The following is a 24,701-nucleotide window of genomic DNA, read 5'->3' as shown; positions in this document are numbered from 1 at the left end:
GTTAATGGTTAGCTTCTGATAACAAGGTGCTTTCGATAATAGCAACCATTTTATCTAAAGCACCTTTGTTATTTTCAATAAAGGTTTTGGCGTTGCACCCTACTTTCGATAATTCTTGTGGATCCTTATGCCAGGCAATTAATTGCTGCACCAAGGCTTGATTGTCCTTAACCACTACCGCCGCTTGCTTTTCAATCAAAGCATCAAATAAATATTGAAAATTCTTAATATAAGGTCCAGTAATGATTGGCTTTGAAAAATAAGCCGCTTCAATTGCATTATGCCCACCAATATCGACTAGGCTTCCACCAATAAAAGCCACATCCGCCAATTGATAAGCCTTTAACAGCTCGCCCATGGTATCGCCCAATAACACCTGCGCTTGCGGTTTCCAGCCACTTGGATCAGAGCGTTTTGAATAGGAAAAGCCTGCTTCTAGAATCTTTTTTCTACACTCTGGAAGCGCTCAGGATGCCGAGGAACCAACACTAACTTAGCAGAAGCTACCTGCTGTAAAAGCTGCTGGTGAGCCTGTAAAATAATTTCATCCTCGCCTTGATGAGTACTGGCCGCAATCCAGATATAATCACTCGAGGTCCAGTGACTAAAATAGCCATCACCGTTGCAGCTAAACTCCGCATCAAATTTTAGATTACCCACGACCTTCAAACGTTTCTTATCAACGCCCAGTTGTTCAAAACGCTTGGCATCGGCTTCGTTAACCGCCAAAATTTGCTGTATCTGATTCAGCATCCAACCACTGGTTTGCGAAAACCATAAATATTTTTGCTTGGAAGTCTCCGAAAGTCGTGCATTGGCTAAAATAATAGGTGTTTTTTTGCTCGAAATATAGTTGATCCAATTAGGCCATAGCTCCGTTTCCATAATGATCACTAATTTTGGCTTAATTCGTCCAATAAAGCGCTTGATAGTTCCTGGCAAATCACAAGGCGAGTAGCAATGACTTACCTTATGCCCTACAGATTCATGTAATAACTTAGCTCCTGTTGGGGTGGTGGTAGTAACCAAAATTTTTAAGTCTGCTTGATTTGCCAATAAGCGATTAATTAGCGAAATAGCACCACTAGTTTCGCCTACCGACACGGCATGGATCCAAATATCAAACGTTTGCTCAAATGTAACGAAACCAAACCTTTGTCTAAAGGGTTCGCGGTACTGAGGCGGACGCAAGCTCTTAATAAACCAACGCACACACATCAACGGCGACAGTAAGTAATAAAGTAGTGTGTATAGAATCCTTATCAATGAAAAATCCTTATTTGTTTTTATTTTCTTTGGCTTTAAGCGCCCTTTGCTTACGGACTTCTTTGGGATCAATAATTAACGGTCGATAAATCTCAATTCTATCACCATCGTGTAGAGTATCGCTAAGTTTTGCCAGCTTGCTAAAAATACCGACCCGACTAGTAGTTAGGTCAATCTCCGGACAAATCTCTAAAATCCCCGAGGTTTTAATGACCTGCTCAATAGTATCTTCACTGGTTGCCTGTGTTGTCAGCAAAGTTTGCTTATCCGGCAAAGCATAAGCTACTTCCACCTTGATATTAGTAACTTTTAAGTTTGAAGTCTTGTCACTGTTGTCAGTCATAGGGATTTGCTCAGACATTAACATAAACCTGCTTTGCTCTTTGGGTAAAGGCATCGACAAAGCTTTCCGCTAGTTGACTGAATATTTTGCCAAAAGCAAGTCCTAACAATTTATTAGAAAATTCAAACTCAACGCTTAACTCAATTTTAGAAGCATTTTCAGACAAGGGGGTAAAGGTCCACAAGCCATTCAGAAACTTAAAAGGCCCTTCTACTAATCGCATTTCGATCGATCGAAAAGGGCTGTTGCTATTTTCTGTAACGAATGCCTGTTCAAAGCTGCCCTTAGCAACGGTTAAACTTGCCACAAGCTTATCTCCTTCACGAGAAATCAACTCAGAGCCACCGCAATAGGGTAAAAATTCAGGGTAAGCTTCGATATCATCAACCAGATTAAACATCTGCTCACAACTGTAAGGCACTATCGCCTCTCGGTTTATTGTTTTCACTTATGGCAAAGAAGATTATTGATACTGCGGTCAATTGTAGCATCAGGCAGTTTCCGAATGCTATAATTCGGTTTGCATTATAAAATCTTAATATCGCAACCACTCGGAGTCACTCTTGGCCAAAAAGAAAAATAAGCCTAATTCCAACACCATTGCTTTAAACAAACGTGCTCGCCACGACTATTTTATTGAACAAACTTTCGAAGCAGGTTTGGTATTACAAGGCTGGGAAGTTAAGAGCTTAAGAGCTGGCAAAGCCAACCTTGCTGAGTCTTATGTCTTGTTAAAAGATGGCGAAGCATGGCTGTTCGGTTGTCATATTTCACCATTACTGACTGCCTCAACCCACGTGATTGCCGATCCACTGCGCAGCCGCAAGTTGTTATTGCATGACCGTGAGCTGGCACAGTTGTTTCGCGGTCGTGAACAACAGGGCTATACCGTTGTTTCGCTAGGCCTTTACTGGAAATCCAACCGGGTTAAGCTGGAAATCGGGCTGGCAAAAGGTAAGAAGCTACACGACAAGCGTGCCACGGAAAAAGATCGTGAATGGAATAAATCAAAAGAACGACTATTGAAACGCAATATCCAATAAACTAACGAGCATTTGTTAGTTGTGGCTTTTCCATTAATGCTGTTAGAATTAGCTATTAACCACTCTTTGAATTAGCCTAAATAGATTGAAGCTCTTATTTTCGACACCAAAACCGCTTAAACAGACGCTACTGTTGCTCGCCTTTACCGTACTATCGGGCTGCACTTTCGTAGAAGATCGCAGCCAAGAAGCTGTTGCGATAATTGATGCGGTAGAGACTCGGAAAAAGCCAAAAGTCACTGAAGCTGCGCCGAAAGTCAAACCGGTTGTGCGTACTTATCAGGTTGTTGCTGGCGATACTTTAGGTAAAATTGCCCAAAAAACACTTGGTTCTAGTCAATATTATCGACAATTGGCCGACTTCAACGGACTGGATATGAGCACACCTTTAGAGGTTGGTCAGGTACTTAGACTGCCGCCTAACTCAGATCTCGGAACGCAAGATGCTAACTCCGCAATTGAGCGTAAAACCCGCGCGACCAACAGTGCCGTTACTGGGTTAAATAAGCCCTTGATCCGAAATTATGCTGCGCTCGATCAACTTATTGATGAGAAAAAATACAATCAAGCTATCGATTGGGCCATGTCTCATCCAAACTTATCCCGCGATCAAGGCTTACAGCAAAAGCTAATGCTCGCCAGCAAACAACAAGTGGCAATTGAAAAGCAGCAAGGTAACTATTCCGAAGGCATACTGCTAATTGATGGATTAACGGTCAGTAAAAAACTATCCCGAGCCAATACTCAAGAGCTCAAACGACTTAAAACGCAATTGGAGTCAGAGCAGCTATCTCAACAAGCGCAGGCATATCTCGCTAAATCTGAGTATCCTCAGGCTTATTCTGCCTTACAAAAAGCTTATCAGCTAGATACGGGTTATGCGCTACAATCAACTCGCTTTATCAACAGCCGGGCGCAAGTTTCTGAGCAAATGCACCAAACAGCACTCAAACACTACCGCAATCAGGAGCTCGATCAAGCAGAAAAAATTTGGGATCAAATTCTATTAATAAAACCCAATGATGATTTGGCTTTGGTTTATAAAGATCGAGTGGTAAACCTTAAGAAGAAATTGAACGCTCTTTAAATAGACTATGATGATTCTTTACTATTTTTGTGTTTTTTACTTTTTGCGCCGATCACTAAAGTTTTATCCAAATCTCGATTTGCTTGTAGTTCAGCACTAATATCCGCTTCCAAATCCACTAGCGTAATACGCTGAGTTCGAGTTAAGCCGGCTATCTTTTGTGACAATAGATTTACTTCCTGCTCCATACGCCCTATTTCATCATGCTGGGCAATGCTAATGGCTTCGGCTTGACCATAAACCCGAATATCATGAAGGCGCTGCCTGCTAGCATTGATCCTTTTAACAAAGCGTTTTACCAACCAATAAATACCAAGAAACACGGCAAGCAAAATCAGAAACATCCAAACAATCATCGTCATTAAGGACGAGTTTGTTGTCTGTTGCAAATTACTTTGACTCAAGGCTAAATTAACTCGGCCAACTTCTTTGTTCTGATAAATAATTGGACTATCAAAGCGGTAAGCTAACTCTTTAAAAGAATTTTCATCGAGATAAATATCGCCTTGCAAACGCGCTTCGACTTTCTGCTGCGAGGATTGCTGAAATACCTTTTTAAGCTCTGACACTTGATTAGAAGCTATCACGCGATCCGATTTATCGCGAATGCTGAGGGCTAAAATTTGATTGTTACTGGCTATTTTATTAACGATCGACTGTAAGGTTAAGTCCTCATCCAATAACAAGGGCTCTGCAGTTTCATTGTTAACAATCTCTGTAACCGAAAAGCCATAATCAAACATCAATTGTTCCATCAAGTTGGTTTGTTTCTTATAGACCCAGAACATCCCTAAAATCATGACCACAAAAACCAAAGCACTGAGTAATAATGACCATTTAGTGCCTAAAGAAACAAATTTAACTGCCGCCAGACCCTTCTGATTTTCCTGATACTCTCTTTCAAGTTTATCCAGCTCATCAATCAAAGTGATTGCAGAGTCATAACGCAGATCAGGATTTTTTTGCAGAAGCCGAAACACGATACTCTGCCAAACCAAACCTTCTTCGCTAGATAGATTCAGTGATTCGGGGTTTTGCTGCAACACTGCTTGCAACATAGCGGCATAGTTAACCGCTTTAAAAGGCAACTCACCTTTAGAGGCTTGGTATAGAATTACACCCAAAGAATAAAAATCAGTTTTGGCATCAACTCCATGACCGGTAATTTGCTCTGGCGACATATATGCTGGAGTACCCATGATTTTATCATCACGATCAGACTCATTGGCTGCGGCCTTTTGCTCTTCCAAATAGCCACTTTCTACTTTGGCGATCCCAAAATCGGTTATTTTAAATTCTGCCCCATCGTTTAGAACAAAAATATTCTCCGGCTTGAGATCTCGGTGAATCACTCCTTGACGATGCGCATAATCCAATGCGCTGGCCAATTTACGTGCAAGAATAAGCAGTTCGTTTAGATCGAGAACGCCTTTATCGAATAAATATTGATCGAGGGTAACCCCCTGCAGCAACTCCATAGCGATAAAAGGACGCCCATTCCAAATTCCAGTATCATAGATGGTCACAATCGAAGGGTGACTTAAACGCCCCGCAGATTTAGCTTCGCTGACAAAAAGCTCTTGATAATCTTCTTGTTCAATTAATTCGTGCTTTAGTAGCTTAATAGCCAACATTCGGCCAATATCCGGATCTTCAGCCTGATACACCACCGACATGGCTCCACGGCCAAGTTCCTTGATGATTTTATAGCGTCCAATTAGCGTCAGCTGAGACATAGGTTGCCGATGGTTATACTAAGCGACTAAAAAAAGCACGATTAAAATTGCCAAAATACCAACCCCAGCAGCTGACAAAGCGAACCAATTGATGGGAGTTTTTTCTACCGTTTCTTGAACCGACTTTTCATCGACCAAGGTAAATAAGAACTCGGTATGGCCAATCAAAATCTTATCGCCGAAGGATAAGGTTCTGTCGGTAATTTTTTCGCCATTAACAATGGTGCCGTTGGAAGATAGTAAATTTAGAATTTTCCATTCGTTAGCATGAAAGGTAATTTGCGCATGCACCGAAGAAGCGGCAGGATCATAAATGGTAACCGTATTACCTTTGCCACGACCAATAGTATTTTTCCCTTGCTGCAAAATATACTGTTCACCAATATGCGGTTTAGTGGTCGCGACTAAGGCAGCTACTTTAGTACCATCGTTTTCTTGCTTTTGGATTTCTTCAGCAATCATTTTATCCACTTTTGCCGAATCAAAAACCAAGGTACCTTGCGGCCCAGCTTTATCTTCGCGATATTCTTTTTGCTTGTGAGTATTATTGGTTGGCTCGGATTTTTTATCGTTAGACATTCGCTACCTCTTTCTAAAAATGTTCAGCCAATCGCTGAATTTATTAGCCATTTCACTACCGGCTTTAAGCTCAGGCTCTTTGACCGGCGAGTTAATTAAGATTAATGATAGATTATCCTTTCCACCTTTTTTACATGCATATTCGATCAAGCGTTCTGCTTTAGATTGGTTATTGCTAGAGCTAGCTAAACAAGCACCGATCTCAGCATCACTAAGTTCATCGTAAAGACCATCACTAACCATTAAAATGGTTTCGCCAAACTTCCACTTACGCTGTAGTAAGCCAATATTGAGTTGGTGCTGATCCTCAATCCCTAAGCACTGGGTAATGACATGTCGCTTAGGATGAGTTTTCGCATCTTCAACGCTGAGCAAGCCCGCATTCACCAGCTTTTGGACCAAAGTATGATCTTCGGTTAGCTGACTTAAGGTCTGTTTTTGCGAATTCCACAAATAAGCACGACTATCACCGACCCAAGCAATATCATAGCTCAAACCTTTGTTGAGCAAAGTTACTACTGTAGCGCCACGATCTTCGGTTTCGTGGCGATTATAAGCTTTAATCACTGAGTGAGCCGAATGAACCGCTGTATCGAGATTTAAACCTTTACCAATAGACTTACTGACTTCATCCACCACAAACTGGCTAGCTTGCTCCCCTTGAGCGAGACCACCGACACCATCTGACAAGATCCATAAGCCCATTTCAGCAGAAGCGAATACCTTATCATCGTTATTTTCGCGCTCGATACCCTGATGGGAAAGCATCGCAAAATCAATTTTTGAAATATTAGAATGCGTCATCATACCTCCGTTGGAATCAGAGTGTATCCATTTGAAATTATTATAAATGTTAACCAAAGCACAATTTGAAATTTAGAATTGAAGACCCTGTCCTTGAAAAAGCTTGCTAAGGTCTACATATAGCCTATAATTCTTCGTTCTGGGGGGTGATATGGATTCGACGTGGATTACGAACCTCTAGGTGCATGTCGAGATGTTAGCGAATCTCGTAAAATCAAAGCTAAACTTTATAGTTGCAAACGAAGACAACTACGCTTTAGCCGCTTAATCGGCTAACTGTCGCCTCTGAGCGTTCTTGGTAGGAGCTCGACAGTCATTACAGGGACTAGCAGGTAACTGTGCTCGGCAGCCAACTGTGAAACTTTCCTCGAGATCGTCTAGCTAAGCCTGCCCATCGGCACAAGCTAGATTAAATTAAAGATGGAACTAAGCATGTAGAGCCTTGAGCAGAGGATTCACGGACGCGGGTTCAAATCCCGCCACCTCCACCAAGTCAAGTATTTTCAAGCGTTTCAGGGAGATACTACCAAAAGTGGTACTAAAAACTGGTACTAAACTGCCAGTCAGCCACTAAAATCTAAAGAGTTCTCCCCTATCTGGAGAACCAGTGAAAGGAAATAAATACCTCGTAAAGCGTGGCAATAAGTTCTACCTTAGGATGCCACTAAGCAAGGAGCTTAGCTTGGTACTAGGACGCAATGAAATCAAGCGTTCACTAAAGACTACCGACAAACCTAGAGCCATACTTAAAGGCTCACTGTATTATTACTTCACGAAGAAGTGTAGTGGACTAGACAAACAGTTAAACAATCAGCGTGACCGAAAGGGATCTTCGGTTGCCTCTTGTTGCTAGATTTATTTATCCACTTGGGACAATCTGTCTTTTTGACCTAAAGTATTAAACTAATTGCTGACTGCCTCAGTTGCGATATAGAAATGAATAACTCCATCCGACTCTTCCGAGTGAAAGTTAGCGCCATGGCTTAAATTAATTAAGTTGTTGTCTATTAACGTGCTTGGAATCTCGAATCCTGTTACTGCACTATCTTTAGGTAGCGCAAAGTCAACTTTACACAAAGTCTTCTTACAAGCTATATCCGTAAATCTGATATTCTTAGCTAATAGCGAATCGTAAGCCTCCGAGCTGTAGACTTTATCGTAGAATAAATTTCTAACTGCATCACTTTCAGCAGTAACGATATCGTTCTCATACTGGATAAAAACTTTGTTTTGGGACGCTTGTAAAGAGTCTTTATCTACCACAGATCTAAGGGCATCCTCATATATTTTATTTTTATCTAGTTTTGGTTCACTTTTTTTAGCTTTCAGGTCATCTTTTACATGTTTACTTTCGGACTTAACCGTGTCTTTTTTAATAGATTTTTGATCTTCATAACGACCCACATTAGCTTGAATTTGATCTTGAGGTACTTCGGCGATATGCTCGATTTTTGTAACAGAAGTGGCTTTTGAATTACTGCTAAAATAATAAGCAGCCCCCACTAGCCCAACTACAATAAAAGAGCCTATAATTATTTTTTTCATGTTATCTCCTAAATTAGGGCTACTTATTAATAGCCCTAACCATCAGTTAATATTAAACGATTTAAGGCTCTAAGTAATATACATAAGTACAACTACCGTTAATACATTCCTTACATACCCTGTATCCCGGGTACTCAGTACACTCAACAGATACAACGTCATGAGCATAAGCTAATTGCGCCCCTCCCATGAATAGTGAAAGAAATAAGATAACTGATGCTATAATGGTGTTGACTTTTTCCATTTGATTTCTCCTTAATTAAATTATTATTGCCATAACTGGCGTGAAACATATTAAAAGAAATTATCAGCCAAAACAAGAGTTGAGTTGCCCACTATTCAGGCTTTACTTGCAGGTGGTATCGAGTCGGCATTGCTGTTATTCCTACAGGAGTTAGTGGTATTCGCTCTGATCGTGTCAGAGCACGTTGCACTAAACAGTAAGAAGCAAGTAAATTATGGCGGTCATTATCACCCTTCAATTTAACCCTTAATCTTACCGACTACCCTAAGAACCTTCTTAAATAACCGCTTAGCGACTCTACGTCCTCTGCTAGTCAATTCCACGCTAAGGTATTCGAACAGGTCGTCTTTAGGTAGCTCCTGAAGTGTCACTAAGTCTGTCCTAAAGCTAGTCTTAGACAACTCACTAAATATCTTCAAATCACTTACACTTGTTCGGGGTTGAAGTTCAGAAAGGAACTCACGATTACTGAGCAACGTCTTACAGACTTCTGAACGAGCGATAATGATGAAACTCAAAGCCGAGTCTAACGTCATGTCACCACCTAGTTCGACTTTAAGTTTCTGTAGTAGTTTAATAGTGGCAATAGAGCCGACTAACAGCTTCTCTTCATCTGTCCTTTTTTTCATATGATAGCGTCCTTGCTGATGTTCTTATTTCTTTAGCTTGCCTACCATTAACTCAAAGTCACCCATGAAGTAACTCGTGCTGTTAGAGTTCCAGACACGCTTACCAAAATAAGATGATGATGGATGTTTAGGGTCAACCCAAAGGCATGAGTCGATGTTGAGCTTGTGAAGGACGAATTGAACTGGCTTAGAGTTGTAAGCAGTTTCTACGATGTTCTTAAGTGATGCTAAAGGTGAGCGCAAGGTGGTTGTTAAAGTTGTCATTATGTTATTCCTGCAAATTGGTGTTTTAATTTGTCATGATTTTGGTACGATAACTGGTACTAAATCTACGAGAACGACTTTAGGTCATTCCCTAAGCTCTTGAATTGTTTGAACTTAGGTTGAGCGGTAGGGTATCCCGCCACCTCCACCAAATAGTTTTAGCACAAAAAAGACGCCCTAGAGCGTCTTTTTTACTTTTAAATCAAAGTAATGATTACCAGGATGGCATTGTCGTAGGTTCTGATCTTTCCATCTTATTCATCTTGTGCCGTAAGATGGTGCCGCCTTCATAGACTACCCGCCGCGCTCGGTTCATAGAACCCAGCGGCCGATGCTCTGGTAAAGAGTGCCAAGCAGCAAATGACAGCTGCTCCGCGACCATTAAGTTTTTATCACTGGATATATCTTGAACCGGAATTTCAATGATAGCCACTCTTATCGGTTTAGTGTCTGACTCTTTCCACTCAACAGTAGGATCTTCAATCGGTTGTTTGTCAGGATCTTTTTGCACCTGTACCAAAAATTCAAACTTAACCGTTTTGTTACTAATCGTATCGATCATTGCTTCCCTTAAATAGAGTGGCCCTAACTCTCCTTTAGGTTTTTTATTACTACTGCCAGTTATCGGCTTTGCCGAAAACTTAATTGCATTTGGCCCTAAGCGATAAGGGGTTTGACTCCAGTATTGAGCCTCAAAAGGATTATTAAAAGGATTCGCAGCCATCTTTTCTGCTATCGTTACAGCTTGAGGATTTTTTTTGGCGAAAACTTTTAACTCACCTTCTAAATCAGCAGTTTTTCCTGCGCTCGCCGCAGAAACTACTCGCTCCGTTTCGATATAAGTTTCAAGATCAGCGACAAAAAAGGTTGGAAAGTTAATCATCACAAAATCTTGCGTCTTGGCATCTTCCATACCCTTTAGCAACTTCTTGCCTTCCACCCCAAGCAATTTTATCGCCATACCATGCGGCTGCGCTTCGGTGTCAGGTTGAGCCAGTTGACTCGAGGCTGAAAAGCGGATTACCGCATCAAAACTTTTAGGCTCTGCAAAAACGCCGTATCGCAGCTCATCAGGCAAATCATCCACTACCTTAAACTTAGCTTTTACTAAACCATGAGTTTTGGCATGTGCATCCCTTTGCACAGTTTCGCCTTCACCATAACTGCGGCGCATGCGCTCTTCGGTGATCAAGCGGATGGAATTTATTAGCGCATCTTCGTTAGGTTCAATGACCTCCGTTGCTAGACCTATTTTTTTTTGGAACCGTAACCATCGCCGTCTTTGTAAGCATCGCTGGCATCGTACCAACCCTTGTATTGCTTGTTAAAGAAACTATCATCCTTCCAAGCCTCGACGGGATTTTCGGGGCCTCCGTAGGGAGTAACCTGCCCTTCTTCATTCGGTAATGTTTTTAAATATTCAATAATTGCCCAACGTTCTTCTTCGCTAAAAGCACGACCAACCACACCATTACCGAGCTTCTTATTTTCAAAAGAGTGACCCGCATTGGAAGAACCGATGTTGCTAGTATCAACTACAAACTTTCCTGACTTACCGCTAGTATCAAGTCCCATTTTTTTGGGGTCATAATCACGTCCGTGATAAAAAGTCTTAGGACGCTCTGCTGCTGGCAACAATAAATCGTACATAGTAGGTACAGAGCTGTTATGCAAGTAAGGCGGCGCTGCCCATAAACCATCTAAAGGCGAAGCCTTGTAAGATGGCGCTGGCGGTGCAGGATCCTTGCCGGAGACATAGTTAGTGGCGGACAAAAACTCTTCTTCCGAAAGGTTAAGTTGCTTAAGATACTTTTTGGCAACGCCATACTTCATAGTATCTTGCAAAACCATTGACGGAGCAGCCTGTCCGCCGGTATAAGGTTCCGGCAATATATCGGACATAATACCAGCCAAGAATTTTGGTCTGCTATCCAAAGCGCCTGATTCAAACTGTTGCGGATCAGTTCCCACATATTCTTGCGGCACCACCGCATTCTCAATAAAGCGTTTACCCATTTTTCGAGGGTTCGACCAACGGTGCGGATAAGAGGAGTGGCATGAAGCACAATTTTCTTGCACCAAAGTCTTGCCTTTCATCGCTAACTTTTGATCTATCTTTCCTAGAACTTTCTCCGGCCATTTTGGCGGAGCTAACTCGCGCAGCCAATCTTCCAGTTCAATTTGACCTTTTAGGTTCACCGTCGCTTCGTACAGCTCACCTTTGCTTTTATCTAAATTAACGCGCACCATAGCGCCCAGCGACTCGCCAAGGTTTCGATAGATAGGGTTATCAAAAACTGCTGACCATTGAACCCATGCTGACTGTGGGGCATTCCAAACCAAAGGGGATTTGGTGGGTGCCATAGTCATTTCAACATTCTCAGGAATTTCTAAATAACCACCCACTAATGTGTTGTGGATCTGAGTTAAAGCATCCATTCGACCGGGACCAAAACTGTAAGGACTTTGATTAATTTTATCGCTGTAATAATCTAGATATTTGCCGATAATTGTTAACTCTTCGCGCATCTCTGCACGCGTCATATCTACCTCACCTTCAGCCCGGTCCATAAGGCGATCAAGCTTATCTTCATCGGCCAAAGTCGCCGCCATCGCTTTACGAATTTCTCGCGCATAGTTGGGCATACTGAACATATGATTAGAACCGCCATCAATCCGGATCTTTTTACCTTTATAAAATAACTGACCGTTGTGACAAGCGGAACAGGTAAAACCCACCCATTCGCCTTTAAACATTCCATCCTTAACGTCAATCTTAGCCAAACCAATCGGCAAGCCTTCCGGGTTTAAGTTAGGATCTTTTTTGTTCGGAATCAAACCCACTTTTTCAGTAAATTTATCTGAAGAAATCAGCTCACGGCTATCCGCCTGCTCTAAATGGATGTAGAGATGATAAGGCAGCATCGCTGTACCTTGCGAAGTGTGATAATAAAGCTGTCGCATTCTATCGGACCAGCCTTGCTCTAAATAAATAATCTCGTCACTAGCACGAGAGGTTGGAACTAGACCAATGAAAAAAAGCAGCGCTAGACTACAACAAACTGACTTTTAATGGTGACGCGACTTCAGTAGAGAGACTTTTTTCCCCAAATACCTTGATAGATCTAAAAACATACCCACTCCTTTAGACTTGATGCGCTTATCTGTGCAAAAAACGTACAATATCAATATAATACATAGGTTTTTTTATACAAGAGAAAGCTAGTGGGTTTTCAGTAGACTCGGATAAACTGTTAACTGAGTCTCACTTGAGACTTGAAGGTGGCGTGAAGAAAATGTGCACAAAAGGATAACATCGAAACGCATTATTTGAAAAACACTGGCATCATCCTATAGCAGTAGTTTCTTTCAGACTAAACTCTTCAACCGCCCCATCAACAGCTTTTAAATAATCAGCTAAGTGCTGGCGATTGACGTGTTTTTCCCAATAATCTCGCGATTGCCAAACTTCGTGAATAATAAAGTAACTTGGATCACCATTGTCTTGGTATAAATGATATTGAATACAACCAGGCTCTGCTTGGCTGATACTGACGAGTTGCATTAATTCTGATTTGACTAATTCAACCTCATCTGATTTTGCTTTGATCTTAGCAAAAATGGTTAATCTCGACATTCACCTCTCCTTTTATAAGTCAAACGAGTTCAGCAATGATCTTATCCATGGCTTCAATTAATCGCTGCGCTACAGTGGCATCGACTGCATTAGAATGCGGCTTAGCAAACTGCTGGGAATCATTATCATAATACTGGCCTGAGGCGCTGGCAAATTCATCCGATAAAGCCGCGCGCTTTAAGATTTCCGCGCCAATGTTAATATCACTACCAGCGATCCCAAATCCTTGCTTTACCATATTGCTCGCCAACAAGGAGCCAGGATTAACTGCAATGACCGCTGCTTCTGGTGGCGACTCTAATCCAAGGGTTCGCGACCAACTGGTTATCGCTACCTTGCTTTGCGCATACACATCCATATCGTTTAATGCTCGCTTGTCACCAACCAAAGCCGCAAAGTCCAGCGGCGCTTGGGCTGCCGAAGAAAGATTAATGACTCGGCTAGATTCGGTTAAGATTGGCCTTAATTTTTTCGTTAGTAAATAGGGAGCAATACAATTAACCACAAAACGAATATCTAAGCCATCCTGAGTAATCGGATTCTCTGACTTTAAAACGCCAGCATTATTTATTAACACATCCAAATGTTGGTGCTTTGTTAATACCTCATCAGCAAAAGAGTTCACTCGCTTTAAATCAGATAAATCTGCTAGATAAGTGTCTAATTGAACATCAGGATTATCGGTCAGTAATTTCTGTTTAGTTTCCAGCAGTTTTTTATCGCTGCGACCATGAAGTAGCAGATGATGCCCTGCTGCCACCAGCATTTTCGCTGTGGCGAAGCCAATTCCATCAGTCGCGCCGGTAATTAAAATTGTCTTGTACACTATAATCCTCTAGCGTCTTTCATGATATGCCATGCTACTAGTCGATAGCATATGGTTGGTTACTAAAATTAATTTAATCAATCTTATTAAACCTTTTTTAAAGCAACCTTGCCAGTAACTTTCATCATGTAAGTTACTATCTAGGTATAGGGAATTGCTCAAAACTTCGAATAATCCTCATTGATATTATCCAAAAAAAGGAGGCTTGCGCCCCCTTTCCGGTTGTCAGGATCTCCCTATCTCACTTGGTTGCCACTCGTTGGGAAAATGTTTTATCAAACCACTCTTTGATCATATCTTTCTCATGAGCCAGCGGATCACGAGCTTTTTGATAAGACTGGATGTTATCTTGAAAGGATATATCTTTTAATTCAGCACTACCAGACTTTAGTATCGCACCTTGCGAATCTGTCAACTGGTATTCAAGATCCATCGTCGGGAAATACACTCGTTTTACAACGCGCATATCTCTGGGAGAATTTAAACCTTGGGAAAAACCAGGTAAAACCTCGCCCGCCAAGTCCAAATCTGTTACCTTTATAGATAACTTTTGCCCCTCTGCTAATCTCTTAGAAAGCTCAACTATATATGCTTCCAACTGTTTTGTTACCTCAGCTTGAAACTTTTTCTGGCTTTGCTCACCGCCATCAATATCACTATAGTTATCAGGGTTTTCCCAAGTTACGCTAACATCAGCATTAACATTCGAAGTGCCGAGTACAACCAATACAATACTCGCAATAATGGTCTTTTTCATAATGACTCCAAAATTTTTGATTCAAATACTTGAACAAAAATAGACTACAAAAGTGACAAAAAATTAGTTCTTGTTGCTAACCCTTGCCAAATAGTTCATTAAATCCCTTCTATTGCTTAACCCCTTCAACCGAAATGGTTAACTCTACTTCACTGGTGGATGGTCCTAGCCTCTTGGTCAGATCAAGACCAAAATCTGCAGGTTTAATGGTCGCTGTTGCTTCAAAACCCTGACGATAACCACCCCAAGGATCTTTACCACCACCAATCGTATCCACCATCACTTCAACTGGCACAGTGTTACCGAAGAATGTCAGCTCACCTTTCATTAAACCGCCTTCGTCGGTCGGCTCAAAACTGGTACTTTTAAAAGAGGCTTGAGGGTATTTTTTTACATCCAAGAAGTCACTGGAGCGAATATGTTTATCTCGTTCAGCATGATTAGAGTCCACACTATTCATATCAACAGTCACTTCTATCGAACTCGCTTCAGGCTTTGCTGGATCGTAATTAAAACTGCCAGAAAAGTCGTTAAAACGTCCGTAGAGCCAACTGTAACCTAAATGCTTTACCCGAAACTGCACAAAAGCATGCGCACCTTGAGTGTTATCATCAATTTTGTAAGTGTCGGCAAAAGCAGCCTGTGGTACGGCTAGACCCAAACTAGCACTAGCCGCTAATGTCATTATGGTAGATTTAACAATATTCATTTTAACTCCAATTTTTTTGTTAACTGAGTTTTCGACCAAGCATACGGCTGAATGTTTCATCTTTATCGATAAAATGATGTTTTAGAGCGCCCAAAATATGAAGTAATACCAATCCTATAAAGCCGTAGGCAACATATTTGTGAACCGTACCAGAGAGATCGTCTTTATCTTCTAACTCTAGTAAAGCAGGAACTTCGAACCAATTAAAAACCTTTATTGACTCGCCGTCGGCGGTGGAAATCAAATAACCGCTAATAAATAATACTAATAAGCCGACATATAATAACCAGTGAATAACTTTCGCTAAAGCCCGCTCCCATATCTGATGACTTTCTAAGGGGCGAACTTTTGGCTGAACTAGTTTTATCCATAATCGAAACACCGTTAAGAGCATTAATAAGATACCAAAACTGCGATGCCAATGAGGCGCAGTTTGATACCATTTATGGTAATAATCCAACTCCACCATCCATAGCCCCAAAGTAAAGAGACCAATTACCAAAATGGCACTCGTCCAGTGCAACAGTTTTATAGAAAAATCATAGCTGCTTTGTTCAGATGCCATACGCTACCCTTTTCACGCTTTAGAGTTAGTCTAACAAAACTCAAGTGAAAATCTAAGCCAAAAAAAAGCTGCCGAAGCAGCTTTTTAGTTTTAGGCTATTCGCCAATATGTTTGTCTAAGAACTTAAGCATCTTGTCATATAACTCAACTCTATATTCTACTTTCTGGAAACCGTGGCCATCTTTTTTATACAACTTTTCATAAGGCTTACCCGCCTCTTTTAGTTTTTCTTCTAAGAAATAGGCGTTTTCAATGGGAACACGAACGTCTTCGGAGCCATGGACAAGAAATAATGCCGCCTTCAATTTATCTACATGGTACGCAGGGGAACGTTCTTTGATTCGTTCTTCGTCATTAGAACCAAGCATCCATTTTAAATACCGCTCTCCAGCTGCTCTATCATATCGAAAACTGTCAGCTTCATCCCACTGTAGCCTAATCTCATAAATCCCAGCATCTGGAATCGAACATTTATACAAATCAGGCTCTTTCACAACAGCTTGCAAAGCAGCATAACCGCCATAACTCACTCCATGAATACACACTCGCTCCTTATCCGCATAACCTTGATTGATCGCCCAAAGTGTTGCATCCGTGAGATCATCTTGCATTTTCGAACCCCACTGCGCTCTACCCTTTTCTCTGAACTGTTTACCGTAGCCACCTGAACCTCGGAAGTTCAGCTGAAGTACCAAGTAACCGTTATTGGCAAGCAGTTGCGCTCTTCTATCCCAGCGCCAATCATCTTTAACTCCGTAGGGGCCGCCATGCGGGTAAACAACTAGTGGAAGATCTTTTAACTCTTTGCCTTTAGGTATGGTCATCTGCCCATACATCTTCAAGCCATCTCTAGCGGTTAGAGTAAAGGGCTCTACTGTAGCCATTTCTTTTGGCTTGATATGTGGCATTGAGCTGCCAAGGTACTTAGCCGAATTATTCTTTCGATCAAAAATATAGTAGTCACCAGGGTTTCTATCACTACTAACTCTTAGAGTCGCCATAGAACCATCACTAGCATATGAGCTGATAGTAATATCTTCGTGCTTAAAACTGGCACGCAGGGATTTATGGAAGTTTATTTCTTTCTCATTGCCAGGCTCTTGAATATAATAGTAATCAGGATATCCAGCTTCATAATAAGCAGCTATTACCTCACCATTGGGCCCTTTTACCGCACCTAAAATATCGACATCAGGGTGACGGAATAAAAACTTGATTTTTTTGGTTAAGAAGTCAAGTTCAAATAAACCCAAGACACCATCATGATCTAGATCGTGATTGGATACAAAATAAAACTTGGTGTTGTCTTTATTAAAGCCAATAGTGCCAACAGACGGCATAGTTTTTCTAGAGGACGGTAAAGAGAGTAACTCCCACTTATCATCCACTCTAAAATGTAAATAAGAAACATCATCGTCATCATTATTTTTGTCAACGGGATCGTATTCAAATGCCGCTCGGGCAACATCCTTAGTATCTAATGAAATCGATCGAATGACTGAATTCGAGGAGCCATGAGGCTTCGGCGAGCCGGTAATGTTACGTAAATTTCCGCTAAACACATTCATGCGATTTAATTTCATCCCACCTTTATCGGTAAAATGATACTTACCCACTAAAATATGCTTGGGATCCTCAGGAAGCGGCGATAAGATTCTTAAATCCGCCCGTTGGAAGTGCCATAATTCATGACGCTTGCTACCGTCAATATTCCCAGCTACAAGGCGCGGCGCAGTATTTTGACCATCTAACCAACCCGTTTCTTTTTGGTTAATCATCACTAATCGCTCATTACTTGCCCAAGAATAAGAAACAATTTCACGCCCAGCCCCATCGGAGTTAAAAGAAGTTTTAATCTTTTTGGTAGCTAACTCCATAACCGCTAACCGATCTTGATCTTCTCTATCATCATCATAGGTAAAAGCAATATGCTTACCATCTGGGGATATTTTGAAGCTATTAAATTTGGACTTTTCGGCAAAGCTTTCCAATGTAACTTTATCTGCGGAGAGAGCTATAAAACTGATAGTTGTCAATAAAATTGAGAGTAAGTACTTCATAATAAAAGAATTTCCATTTATTTGATTATATATTTTTCTAAACGCGAACGTAGAATACCGTTTAAATTAATAAATTAAAAGTTTAGTTTTGTAGCGCTAATTTGGCTAATACTTGACCTACAGCAAAATTAGCAAAAGTGGCGGTTACATGGGTTACCGAGCCCATGCCCACATCGCAGGCCATTTTTAAAGCGCGTTCGCTATCGGGCTTGGCTTGAGTAATGCTGCCGTCGGGCATGGGATAGACCGCTTGTTCGGTCGAGTAAACACAGGGAACTTGGTACTTTCGTTTAGGATTTCTCGAATAATTATAGTCGTAGCGCAAAATAGAGCGGGTTTTTGCCAGCAGCGGATCGTTATGCGTGCGGGTAATGTCGGCAATGCCTACTTGAGTCGGATCAATTTTCCCACCAGCACCGCCAATACAGATCAGCTTAATTTTATTACTTTTGCAATGACGGATTAGCGCCGCCTTACTGCGGGCACTATCAATGGCATCAATCACATAGTCAAACTTATGGCTGATCAATTCGCGCGTATTTTCGGGTTTAAGCAAATCTTCAATGACCGTTACTTGGCAAGCTGGATTAATCTCTGCAATACGTTTAACCAACACTTCTGCTTTGCCCATCCCAAGAGTTGAGTCAAGCGCTACCAGCTGGCGATTGATATTGGACTGGCTTACTTCATCAGGATCAATCAAGGTGAGACGGCCTACCCCAGAGCGCGCTATAGATTCCACCACCCAAGAACCAACACCACCAACGCCAATCACGCACAGATGACTTTGCGCGAACTTATTAAGCGCTTTAGCGCCATACAGTCGCTCAATCCCGCCAAAGCGTAATTTATAATCAATGTCGCTCATATCGCATCGTTAAGAATAAAAACGAAATTATAACAAGAGTATTGAGCACAAGTTAGCCCTAAAAAGTATCGTTATTTGCGATTTATCACTTTCTATTTTGAAGAAAATCGCTACAATGCGCCAAAATTTTAGCAAGGTATAAAAAATGAACACATTAAAACTGGCTTCCGCGGTAACTTTAATTCTGGCGAGCGCTGCTGCAAGCGCTGATATTCTCGGGGTTTACGCTGGCGCTAAGCGCTGGAATTACGACCTTGATGGAACCGTCCGTTCTGGTGGCAACAATATCGATGTCAATCGAGATTTAGGGCTAAAGGATGATGATGCCAACATCTATTATCTAGCGTTCGAGCATCCGCTACCATTCCTACCCAACATTCGGATCCAACAAAATGAGCTGGATGGTAACGAGAATGGGATTGCCAGCCAAGACTTTAGTTTCCAGTCAGGCAGCTACCAAACTGGCGATAGTGTCGCGACTCGTTATGATTTTAGTCATACCGACTACACCCTCTACTATGAGATTCTGGATAACTGGGTCAATTTAGATCTAGGGTTTAGCGCTAAAGATTTTGACGGTTTTGTGGATATTCGTCCTGATGGCCAAGCTATCCCTGCTCTTGATTACCGCGTTAATCTTTCGGGTACGGTACCGCTATTATATGGCCGCGCCCAGTTTGATCTGCCTTTTACTGGCTGGAGCGCAGGTGGCGAGTTGCAAGTAGGAAAATTTGATGATGACGATTTAACCGATGCTAGCGCTTATGTTGCCTATGAAGGTGACTCTGGTTTTGGCTTTGAGTTGGGTTATCGTCTTTTTGAATTGGAATTCGATGATTTTGACGACTTATCCAGCGATCTAACTATTGATGGCTTTTATGCGGGCTTGAGTTTCCACTTTTAAACCATCTAGAGTACAGAAAAGGCCAAAGGTGACCAATTTATGTGTTAGCTTTGGCCTTCTCGTTATCCGCTCGCAGAACTTTCCGTTCTCGATACATCAATAGGAATATCAACAGCATTGCTGGAATTCCTAACAAAGCGGAATAAGTGAAAAACCCAGGATAACCCCAGTTATCAATGTTAACACCGCTAAAGCCGCCTAAAAACTTTCCGGTTAAGGTCATCAGCGAGGTAAAGAGAGCATATTGGGTCGCTGTAAACTCCTTATTAATCAACATGGCAAAATAGGAGAATAATGTCCCCATGGAAAAGCCCCCCGCCATATTGTCCGCACTAATCACCATTATCAGAAAATTCAGATCTTTTGGCTGAGTGGACATATAAGCAAAAAGTAAATTGGTAACAATGACTAACGTTATTGCGAGTAATAGGCAATTTAAAATTTTCATCTTATTAACTACATAACCGGCGATAAAAGCACCTACAATAGTCATTACCAACCCATAAACTTTGGATACTGCCGCAATCTCAGTTTTGCTAAATCCCATATCGTCATAAAAAACATTAGCCATAGTGCCCATCACGATATCGCTAATACGGTAAGTTAAAACAAAGGCTATAATCGCAATCGCCCACCATTTATAACGTAAAAAGAAATCTACAAGTGGTGACAAAATCGCTTTCACAAAATACTGAAAGCTTATATTTGAGCCAACTTTTTGCTGGGTTTGTTGGTTGGAAAAAAAGCCAAGCAGCTTGTTCGAAATACGCTGTTCTAGTTTTGACTCGCCAAGAGGTTCGTCTTTATGTTCTGGCTCAGGTGATAGCGACCAACCAATAATTCCTACTAGCATACAAAGTGCCATAATTTGGTAGCTCACTTCCCAAGAATAACTTTCCGCTAATAGCAAAGCCCCTGCTCCGGTTACGATCATAGCGATCCTATATCCCATAATGTAAGTCGCAGCTGCCGCACCTTGTTTTTTATCATCGTTAGACTCAATTCTAAAAGCATCTACCACAATATCTTGTGTAGCCGCCAAAAAAGCCGTGATAAAGGCAAAAACAACAACTTTCATGTAGCTGGTAGCTGTGACCTCAGTAATTGAAATAGCAAACAAGCAACTCATGATCCCGAGTTGTGTCACCAGCAACCAGCTCTTTCTTTTGCCGAATAGCCTTCCTATGACCGGTAGCCTAAAGTTATCGACCACTGGAGACCAAATCACTTTTATCGAATAGGTCAATCCTATCCAAGAAGCGAAACCGATTTCGCTTCGCGAAACTCCGGCATCTTTTAACAATAAAGAAAAGGTTCCAAAGACCAGTAAGTATGGGATCCCGGCGGAAAAGCCCAGCAACAACATCCGCAATACTTCCGGTTGGAAGTAAACAAAGTTTTTAATTTTATGGAGAAATGGTATCTTTTGATTATTCACTTTTAGATTTTGTCATCATTTTAATGATTTCTATTCTCGGAGCTGGCGCTATCGGCCAGTTACTAGCCCATAAATTAACTGATGCGTCTATTGATTGCCAGTTTATTGTTCGTGATCGCGCCAATTACTCCAATGATTGGCAGCTGCTTGCAGGTGAACAATCGATTAGCCGTCAAATCGGGCAAAGTAAAGCTACTGATTCAGATGTTTTGAATCTAGTCGCCGTGTGCGTTAAAGCGCCACAATTACAGCAGGCATTACAAAGTATCGCACATCGATTGGACGACAAGAGCCAATTGATCTTATTTCAAAACGGTATGGGACACGAGGCGATTGCCGAGCAGTTTGTCGCTAAAGACCATATTTATTTTGCCAGCAATACCCATGGCGCTTTTGTTAACACTTCGAGCAACCACCAATCTTCACAAACGGTGACCTACGCTGGCGTTGGCTCAATTGAGCTGGGCGCACTCAAGCCCCAAGCTGCACCTGCTTGGTTTGAATTACTCAAACAAGCAGAGCTCAATGCCCATTGGCACCAAAATATTACTCACATCTTATGGCAAAAGTTGCTGATTAACGCAGTGATTAATCCCCTCACCGCCCTGTATCAATGCAAAAATGGCGAGCTACTAAGCCCTGATAAAAAGCCGCGCTTATTGGCTTTAATCCAAGAAAATCAAGGTTTTGCCAAACAGATACAACTCAGTTTTAGCAAAGCCCTGAAAGACTTGGTGATCCGAGTTATTGAGAATACCGCGGACAATTTCAATTCCATGTACCAAGATGTAAATAAAGGGATTGCAACGGAAATCAATGCGATCAACGGTTATTTGCTCGACCAAATGGCCCAGGCTGGATTTAAAGCACCCCATAACTGGCAACTCTGGAGTGATTTCCATATCAGCTACCCGCCGCAAAAAGCTAAAGCTGTAGAGCGAGCAAAAGGTTTTGATCCTTTGCAATACCAAGTCACCCAACAGGCAGGAACTGAGCGCCCTTTTACTGGAACTTATAATCAACATTCGGAAACTGGCGATTATTTATGCGCCTGCTGCGATTCCATTTTGTTTGATAATCAAGGTAAGTTCGATTCACACTGTGGCTGGCCAAGTTTTGATAAAGCCAAGAATAACAAAGCCATTGCTTATCGCGACGACTTAAGTCATGGTATGAGCCGTACTGAAATTCTATGCGCCCAATGCGGCAGCCATCTTGGTCATGTGTTCGATGATGGGCCAACCGAAACTGGACTGCGTTTTTGCGTAAACTCCGTCAGTTTGAATTTCAAAAAATAACCCGACAAAACCCCTGAGAGCAATTAATTAATGCGACCACTCTTTACCTTTAGCCTGATGAGTATCTTATTGTTACTATCTGCTTGTAGCCATCAGTTTCCTAACTCAACTCAAAATCCCCAAGGGCCGTCAAGCCACCAACGACATGCAAACTCATACCCTACGGGTGATATTTCGATAACCGAACTAAAAAATCATCCTAAGTTTTTTAAACATCACCAAACAAAGCTCGATCAAAAGGCCGTTCAGGCATTAGCTGATATTAAACAACCCATTGAAATTATTAGTTATTTTGGACTTTGGTGCCATGACAGTCAGCGTGAAATTCCGCAACTACTCGACTTATTAGCAGCAGCCAATAACCCTAACATTCAGCACCACTTAATCGCCTTGGATCTAAAAAAACAGGAGCCAAAAAACCGCCAGCAAATGGATCGAGTGTTATATACGCCGACCATTATTGTGCGCTTAAACAATCAAGAGCTAGGGCGTATTGTAGAAAGGCCTAAGCAGGATCTTGCCACAGATATTGTAAGTTTTATTGAAGCGGCTTCTCTGTAAAACCGATGCTCCATAAAGCATAGCCATAAAGGCCTATTGACGGCTAAAGTTTTGGCCGTATCTTTTACCTCTTATTTTCTACGTCGGATCCAAGTTTGGTAAGCACCTAAAGCAGCAGCCGCTTCAGTTGCTGCTTGCCGCGACAGATAATAGCCCAAATAAACTCGATACCAAGTTTGGCTACCTTTATTAAAACTTTCAACTTGCGCTCCTGGCACTTGTTTCCTTAAACGCTCAGCTTGGGCTTGTTGGCGAAAAGCCCCTATCTGGATAAGCCAATCACCCTGTTTATTTTCAGCGGTTGTTAAAGAAGCGTTATCCTCTGCGGCAGTTAGAGGTTTAGGCCGGCTTTTTTGCAAAGTTACTTCCTTAACTGACTCTGAAACTCCCAAATCATCTAAGCTCTGTTCAAGAACGACTGGCTCAACGCTTGATTCTGGTCTGATTATTGATTGTTCTGGTGGCAACTCTGATTCTGACGGCAGCTCTGGTTCAAGCGCCGGTACCAGTTTCAGTGGCGGCTCTGAAGCAGGCATTTGCGACGCTTGTTGCTTCTCTAGGGCTTGTCGAGAGTCGGCGCAATTCCAGCTTCTGGCAGTTTTTTCGGCACAATACCACCAGTTAGATTTGGTTTGGGTCTCTTGGCTAAACTGCTGACGGCTACTACAACCACTAATAAGCAGCATCAAGCCAAGGGCAAGCAGCATGCTAATAAGGTTAATTAATTTCAAATTTAACAAATACTTAGCTAAAAAGTAGCTGTTAAGCTACCGATTATTAATACTAACTTCAAGTTTTTGCTCTAGTAGGTGGCACCAAGGCTTTTGTCAGAAGCTTGATAAGCGCAGCAAAATTAGTGATGATAGCTTCCTTTAAATCAGTATTAAAATCCTGCACGGAGATATCAATGGGCACTCCTATTTCAGCCGCGGCATTAGACACTTTATTTAACGATGCACGCACCTACAACGCTTGGTCGGACAAAACCATTTCCGATGAAATTCTGCATCAATTACATGACTTGGTCAAAATGGGGCCAACCTCAGCAAACTGCTGTCCGATGCGCGTGGTTTTCGTGAAATCTGATGAGGCAAAACAAAAGCTCAAACCTTGCTTAATGGAAGGTAATGTCGAAAAAACCATGACCGCACCCGTATGCGCCATTATTGGCATGGATATGGAGTTTTACGAAAAGTTGCCGCAGTTATTTCCGCACACCGATGCTAAAAGCTGGTTTGTCGGTAATAATAGCTTTATCGAATCCACGGCTTTTCGTAACTCAAGTTTGCAAGGCGGCTACTTCATTATGGCCGCGCGAGCTTTGGGCTTAGATTGCGGTCCTATGTCTGGCTTTAGCCCGAAAAAAATTAATGAGACTTTTTTTGCTGGCAGTAAAATCAAAGCAAATTTTCTGTGTAACATAGGTTATGGTACGGAAAAAGATCTGTTTCCTAGAAGTCCGCGCCTAAGTTTTGACGAAGCTAATTCAATCATTTAGCCTTCTTTATGCTTCTGAAGCATTTTATACACTGCACACA

Annotated in this window: 27 protein-coding genes and 1 other RNA gene; 9 read left to right on the top strand and 19 right to left on the bottom strand. The window is 41.7% G+C overall.

The window, feature by feature from the left end:
- Position 1: 1 nt before the first annotated feature.
- The 4 genes from NFS34_RS06950 to NFS34_RS06935 form a co-directional block, all read right to left on the bottom strand.
- A complete protein-coding gene (locus NFS34_RS06950; RefSeq protein WP_251359215.1) occupies positions 2-358 on the bottom strand; it encodes a 3-deoxy-D-manno-octulosonic acid transferase in 357 nt (118 codons plus the stop codon).
- 77 nt (positions 359-435) lie between these two features.
- Positions 436-1,266, bottom strand: coding sequence for a 3-deoxy-D-manno-octulosonic acid transferase (locus NFS34_RS06945; RefSeq protein ID WP_251359214.1), 831 nt, complete (start codon positions 1,264-1,266; stop codon positions 436-438).
- 10 nt (positions 1,267-1,276) lie between these two features.
- A complete protein-coding gene (locus NFS34_RS06940; RefSeq protein ID WP_251359213.1) occupies positions 1,277-1,627 on the bottom strand; it encodes an RnfH family protein in 351 nt (116 codons plus the stop codon).
- Complete coding sequence (locus tag NFS34_RS06935; protein WP_285834454.1) at positions 1,620-2,057, bottom strand: type II toxin-antitoxin system RatA family toxin; 438 nt, start codon at positions 2,055-2,057, stop codon at positions 1,620-1,622. Before NFS34_RS06935 ends, NFS34_RS06940 begins: the two co-directional genes overlap by 8 nt.
- Before the next feature lie 115 nt (positions 2,058-2,172).
- Here NFS34_RS06935 and smpB point away from each other — a divergent pair, with 115 nt between their 5' ends.
- Together smpB and NFS34_RS06925 are read left to right on the top strand one after the other, a co-directional pair.
- Positions 2,173-2,652, top strand: a complete 480-nt coding sequence (gene smpB / locus NFS34_RS06930; RefSeq protein ID WP_251359211.1) for an SsrA-binding protein SmpB — start codon at positions 2,173-2,175, stop codon at positions 2,650-2,652.
- Positions 2,653-2,737: 85 nt separating this feature from the next.
- Positions 2,738-3,739 (top strand): LysM peptidoglycan-binding domain-containing protein, encoded by a 1,002-nt coding sequence (locus tag NFS34_RS06925; protein ID WP_251359210.1) that lies wholly within the window; start codon positions 2,738-2,740, stop codon positions 3,737-3,739.
- A gap of 5 nt (positions 3,740-3,744) precedes the next feature.
- Here NFS34_RS06925 and NFS34_RS06920 read toward each other — a convergent pair whose 3' ends face one another.
- Genes NFS34_RS06920 through NFS34_RS06910 form a run of 3 tightly spaced genes read right to left on the bottom strand, consistent with a single transcriptional unit; the run spans position 3,745 to position 6,858 of the window.
- Positions 3,745-5,475, bottom strand: a complete 1,731-nt coding sequence (locus tag NFS34_RS06920) for a serine/threonine-protein kinase (RefSeq protein WP_251359209.1) — start codon at positions 5,473-5,475, stop codon at positions 3,745-3,747.
- 18 nt (positions 5,476-5,493) lie between these two features.
- On the bottom strand, positions 5,494-6,054 hold the full coding sequence (locus NFS34_RS06915; RefSeq protein ID WP_251359208.1) for an FHA domain-containing protein: 561 nt from the start codon (positions 6,052-6,054) through the stop codon (positions 5,494-5,496).
- Between the two features lie 3 nt (positions 6,055-6,057).
- Positions 6,058-6,858, bottom strand: a complete 801-nt coding sequence (locus NFS34_RS06910; RefSeq protein WP_251359207.1) for a PP2C family serine/threonine-protein phosphatase — start codon at positions 6,856-6,858, stop codon at positions 6,058-6,060.
- Between the two features lie 142 nt (positions 6,859-7,000).
- Between NFS34_RS06910 and ssrA the strand changes: the two genes are divergently transcribed.
- Together ssrA and NFS34_RS11650 are read left to right on the top strand one after the other, a co-directional pair.
- Positions 7,001-7,349: a transfer-messenger RNA gene (ssrA, locus tag NFS34_RS06905) on the top strand.
- A 116-nt stretch (positions 7,350-7,465) separates the two neighbouring features.
- Positions 7,466-7,711: a DUF6538 domain-containing protein gene (locus NFS34_RS11650; protein ID WP_376707935.1), complete on the top strand. Its 246-nt coding sequence runs from the start codon at positions 7,466-7,468 to the stop codon at positions 7,709-7,711.
- Positions 7,712-7,761: 50 nt separating this feature from the next.
- On the opposite strand, the gene NFS34_RS06900 is transcribed toward NFS34_RS11650, so the two are convergent.
- Positions 7,762-8,403 carry a hypothetical protein gene (locus tag NFS34_RS06900; protein ID WP_251359206.1) on the bottom strand — a complete coding sequence of 214 codons (642 nt, stop codon included), beginning with the start codon at positions 8,401-8,403 and terminating at the stop codon, positions 7,762-7,764.
- A gap of 328 nt (positions 8,404-8,731) precedes the next feature.
- Between NFS34_RS06900 and NFS34_RS06895 the strand changes: the two genes are divergently transcribed.
- On the top strand, positions 8,732-8,890 hold the full coding sequence (locus NFS34_RS06895) for a hypothetical protein (protein WP_251359205.1): 159 nt from the start codon (positions 8,732-8,734) through the stop codon (positions 8,888-8,890).
- A gap of 864 nt (positions 8,891-9,754) precedes the next feature.
- On the opposite strand, the gene NFS34_RS06890 is transcribed toward NFS34_RS06895, so the two are convergent.
- The 9 genes from NFS34_RS06890 to tcdA form a co-directional block, all read right to left on the bottom strand.
- Positions 9,755-10,714: a catalase family protein gene (locus NFS34_RS06890; protein WP_251359204.1), complete on the bottom strand. Its 960-nt coding sequence runs from the start codon at positions 10,712-10,714 to the stop codon at positions 9,755-9,757.
- A 74-nt stretch (positions 10,715-10,788) separates the two neighbouring features.
- Positions 10,789-12,504 carry a di-heme-cytochrome C peroxidase gene (locus NFS34_RS06885; RefSeq protein ID WP_251359203.1) on the bottom strand — a complete coding sequence of 572 codons (1,716 nt, stop codon included), beginning with the start codon at positions 12,502-12,504 and terminating at the stop codon, positions 10,789-10,791.
- A 382-nt stretch (positions 12,505-12,886) separates the two neighbouring features.
- Positions 12,887-13,177, bottom strand: coding sequence for a putative quinol monooxygenase (locus NFS34_RS06880; RefSeq protein ID WP_251359202.1), 291 nt, complete (start codon positions 13,175-13,177; stop codon positions 12,887-12,889).
- Positions 13,178-13,196: 19 nt separating this feature from the next.
- Positions 13,197-14,003: an SDR family NAD(P)-dependent oxidoreductase gene (locus NFS34_RS06875; RefSeq protein WP_251359201.1), complete on the bottom strand. Its 807-nt coding sequence runs from the start codon at positions 14,001-14,003 to the stop codon at positions 13,197-13,199.
- Between the two features lie 241 nt (positions 14,004-14,244).
- Complete coding sequence (locus tag NFS34_RS06870) at positions 14,245-14,760, bottom strand: DUF3016 domain-containing protein (RefSeq protein ID WP_251359200.1); 516 nt, start codon at positions 14,758-14,760, stop codon at positions 14,245-14,247.
- 109 nt (positions 14,761-14,869) lie between these two features.
- Positions 14,870-15,469, bottom strand: coding sequence for a YceI family protein (locus tag NFS34_RS06865; protein WP_251359199.1), 600 nt, complete (start codon positions 15,467-15,469; stop codon positions 14,870-14,872).
- Positions 15,470-15,488: 19 nt separating this feature from the next.
- A complete protein-coding gene (locus NFS34_RS06860; protein WP_251359198.1) occupies positions 15,489-16,034 on the bottom strand; it encodes a cytochrome b in 546 nt (181 codons plus the stop codon).
- A 95-nt stretch (positions 16,035-16,129) separates the two neighbouring features.
- Positions 16,130-18,094 carry a S9 family peptidase gene (locus NFS34_RS06855; protein WP_251359197.1) on the bottom strand — a complete coding sequence of 655 codons (1,965 nt, stop codon included), beginning with the start codon at positions 18,092-18,094 and terminating at the stop codon, positions 16,130-16,132.
- 82 nt (positions 18,095-18,176) lie between these two features.
- Entirely contained in the window at positions 18,177-18,962 is a 786-nt protein-coding gene (gene tcdA / locus NFS34_RS06850; protein WP_251359196.1) for a tRNA cyclic N6-threonylcarbamoyladenosine(37) synthase TcdA, read from the bottom strand.
- 145 nt (positions 18,963-19,107) lie between these two features.
- Here tcdA and NFS34_RS06845 point away from each other — a divergent pair, with 145 nt between their 5' ends.
- Positions 19,108-19,866: a TIGR04219 family outer membrane beta-barrel protein gene (locus NFS34_RS06845; protein WP_251359195.1), complete on the top strand. Its 759-nt coding sequence runs from the start codon at positions 19,108-19,110 to the stop codon at positions 19,864-19,866.
- A 37-nt stretch (positions 19,867-19,903) separates the two neighbouring features.
- Here NFS34_RS06845 and NFS34_RS06840 read toward each other — a convergent pair whose 3' ends face one another.
- Positions 19,904-21,304 carry an MFS transporter gene (locus tag NFS34_RS06840; RefSeq protein WP_251359194.1) on the bottom strand — a complete coding sequence of 467 codons (1,401 nt, stop codon included), beginning with the start codon at positions 21,302-21,304 and terminating at the stop codon, positions 19,904-19,906.
- Here NFS34_RS06840 and msrB point away from each other — a divergent pair.
- Together msrB and NFS34_RS06830 are read left to right on the top strand one after the other, a co-directional pair.
- Positions 21,283-22,602, top strand: a complete 1,320-nt coding sequence (gene msrB / locus NFS34_RS06835) for a peptide-methionine (R)-S-oxide reductase MsrB (protein WP_251359193.1) — start codon at positions 21,283-21,285, stop codon at positions 22,600-22,602. The genes NFS34_RS06840 and msrB overlap by 22 nt on opposite strands.
- A 30-nt stretch (positions 22,603-22,632) precedes the next feature.
- The gene (locus NFS34_RS06830) at positions 22,633-23,163 is read left to right on the top strand and encodes a thioredoxin family protein (protein WP_251359192.1); all 531 of its coding nucleotides are present in this window, start codon (positions 22,633-22,635) and stop codon (positions 23,161-23,163) included.
- 71 nt (positions 23,164-23,234) lie between these two features.
- Here NFS34_RS06830 and NFS34_RS06825 read toward each other — a convergent pair whose 3' ends face one another.
- Complete coding sequence (locus NFS34_RS06825; RefSeq protein ID WP_251359191.1) at positions 23,235-23,894, bottom strand: SPOR domain-containing protein; 660 nt, start codon at positions 23,892-23,894, stop codon at positions 23,235-23,237.
- A gap of 176 nt (positions 23,895-24,070) precedes the next feature.
- Here NFS34_RS06825 and NFS34_RS06820 point away from each other — a divergent pair, with 176 nt between their 5' ends.
- On the top strand, positions 24,071-24,661 hold the full coding sequence (locus NFS34_RS06820) for a malonic semialdehyde reductase (protein WP_251359190.1): 591 nt from the start codon (positions 24,071-24,073) through the stop codon (positions 24,659-24,661).
- The last annotated feature ends 40 nt before the right edge of the window (positions 24,662-24,701 follow it).

Source organism: Kangiella sp. TOML190, from assembly GCF_023706045.1.
Taxonomy (GTDB): domain Bacteria; phylum Pseudomonadota; class Gammaproteobacteria; order Enterobacterales; family Kangiellaceae; genus Kangiella.
The sequence above is the reverse complement of the archived record's forward strand: the minus strand, read 5'-3'. Positions and strand labels throughout refer to the sequence as shown.

Coding starts and splice junctions, on each gene's coding strand:
- NFS34_RS06855 (WP_251359197.1), bottom strand. CDS start 18,094: ATGAAGTACTTACTCTCAATTTTATTGACAACTATCAGTTTTATAGCT.
- NFS34_RS06880 (WP_251359202.1), bottom strand. CDS start 13,177: ATGTCGAGATTAACCATTTTTGCTAAGATCAAAGCAAAATCAGATGAG.
- NFS34_RS06950 (WP_251359215.1), bottom strand. CDS start 358: ATGGGCGAGCTGTTAAAGGCTTATCAATTGGCGGATGTGGCTTTTATT.
- NFS34_RS06890 (WP_251359204.1), bottom strand. CDS start 10,714: ATGCGCCGCAGTTATGGTGAAGGCGAAACTGTGCAAAGGGATGCACAT.
- NFS34_RS06830 (WP_251359192.1), top strand. CDS start 22,633: ATGCGACCACTCTTTACCTTTAGCCTGATGAGTATCTTATTGTTACTA.
- tcdA (WP_251359196.1), bottom strand. CDS start 18,962: ATGAGCGACATTGATTATAAATTACGCTTTGGCGGGATTGAGCGACTG.
- NFS34_RS06885 (WP_251359203.1), bottom strand. CDS start 12,504: ATGCGACAGCTTTATTATCACACTTCGCAAGGTACAGCGATGCTGCCT.
- NFS34_RS06820 (WP_251359190.1), top strand. CDS start 24,071: ATGGGCACTCCTATTTCAGCCGCGGCATTAGACACTTTATTTAACGAT.
- NFS34_RS06915 (WP_251359208.1), bottom strand. CDS start 6,054: ATGTCTAACGATAAAAAATCCGAGCCAACCAATAATACTCACAAGCAA.
- NFS34_RS06860 (WP_251359198.1), bottom strand. CDS start 16,034: ATGGCATCTGAACAAAGCAGCTATGATTTTTCTATAAAACTGTTGCAC.
- NFS34_RS06920 (WP_251359209.1), bottom strand. CDS start 5,475: ATGTCTCAGCTGACGCTAATTGGACGCTATAAAATCATCAAGGAACTT.
- NFS34_RS06870 (WP_251359200.1), bottom strand. CDS start 14,760: ATGAAAAAGACCATTATTGCGAGTATTGTATTGGTTGTACTCGGCACT.
- NFS34_RS06865 (WP_251359199.1), bottom strand. CDS start 15,469: ATGAATATTGTTAAATCTACCATAATGACATTAGCGGCTAGTGCTAGT.
- NFS34_RS06910 (WP_251359207.1), bottom strand. CDS start 6,858: ATGACGCATTCTAATATTTCAAAAATTGATTTTGCGATGCTTTCCCAT.
- NFS34_RS06900 (WP_251359206.1), bottom strand. CDS start 8,403: ATGAAAAAAATAATTATAGGCTCTTTTATTGTAGTTGGGCTAGTGGGG.
- msrB (WP_251359193.1), top strand. CDS start 21,283: ATGGTATCTTTTGATTATTCACTTTTAGATTTTGTCATCATTTTAATG.
- NFS34_RS06940 (WP_251359213.1), bottom strand. CDS start 1,627: ATGTCTGAGCAAATCCCTATGACTGACAACAGTGACAAGACTTCAAAC.
- NFS34_RS06845 (WP_251359195.1), top strand. CDS start 19,108: ATGAACACATTAAAACTGGCTTCCGCGGTAACTTTAATTCTGGCGAGC.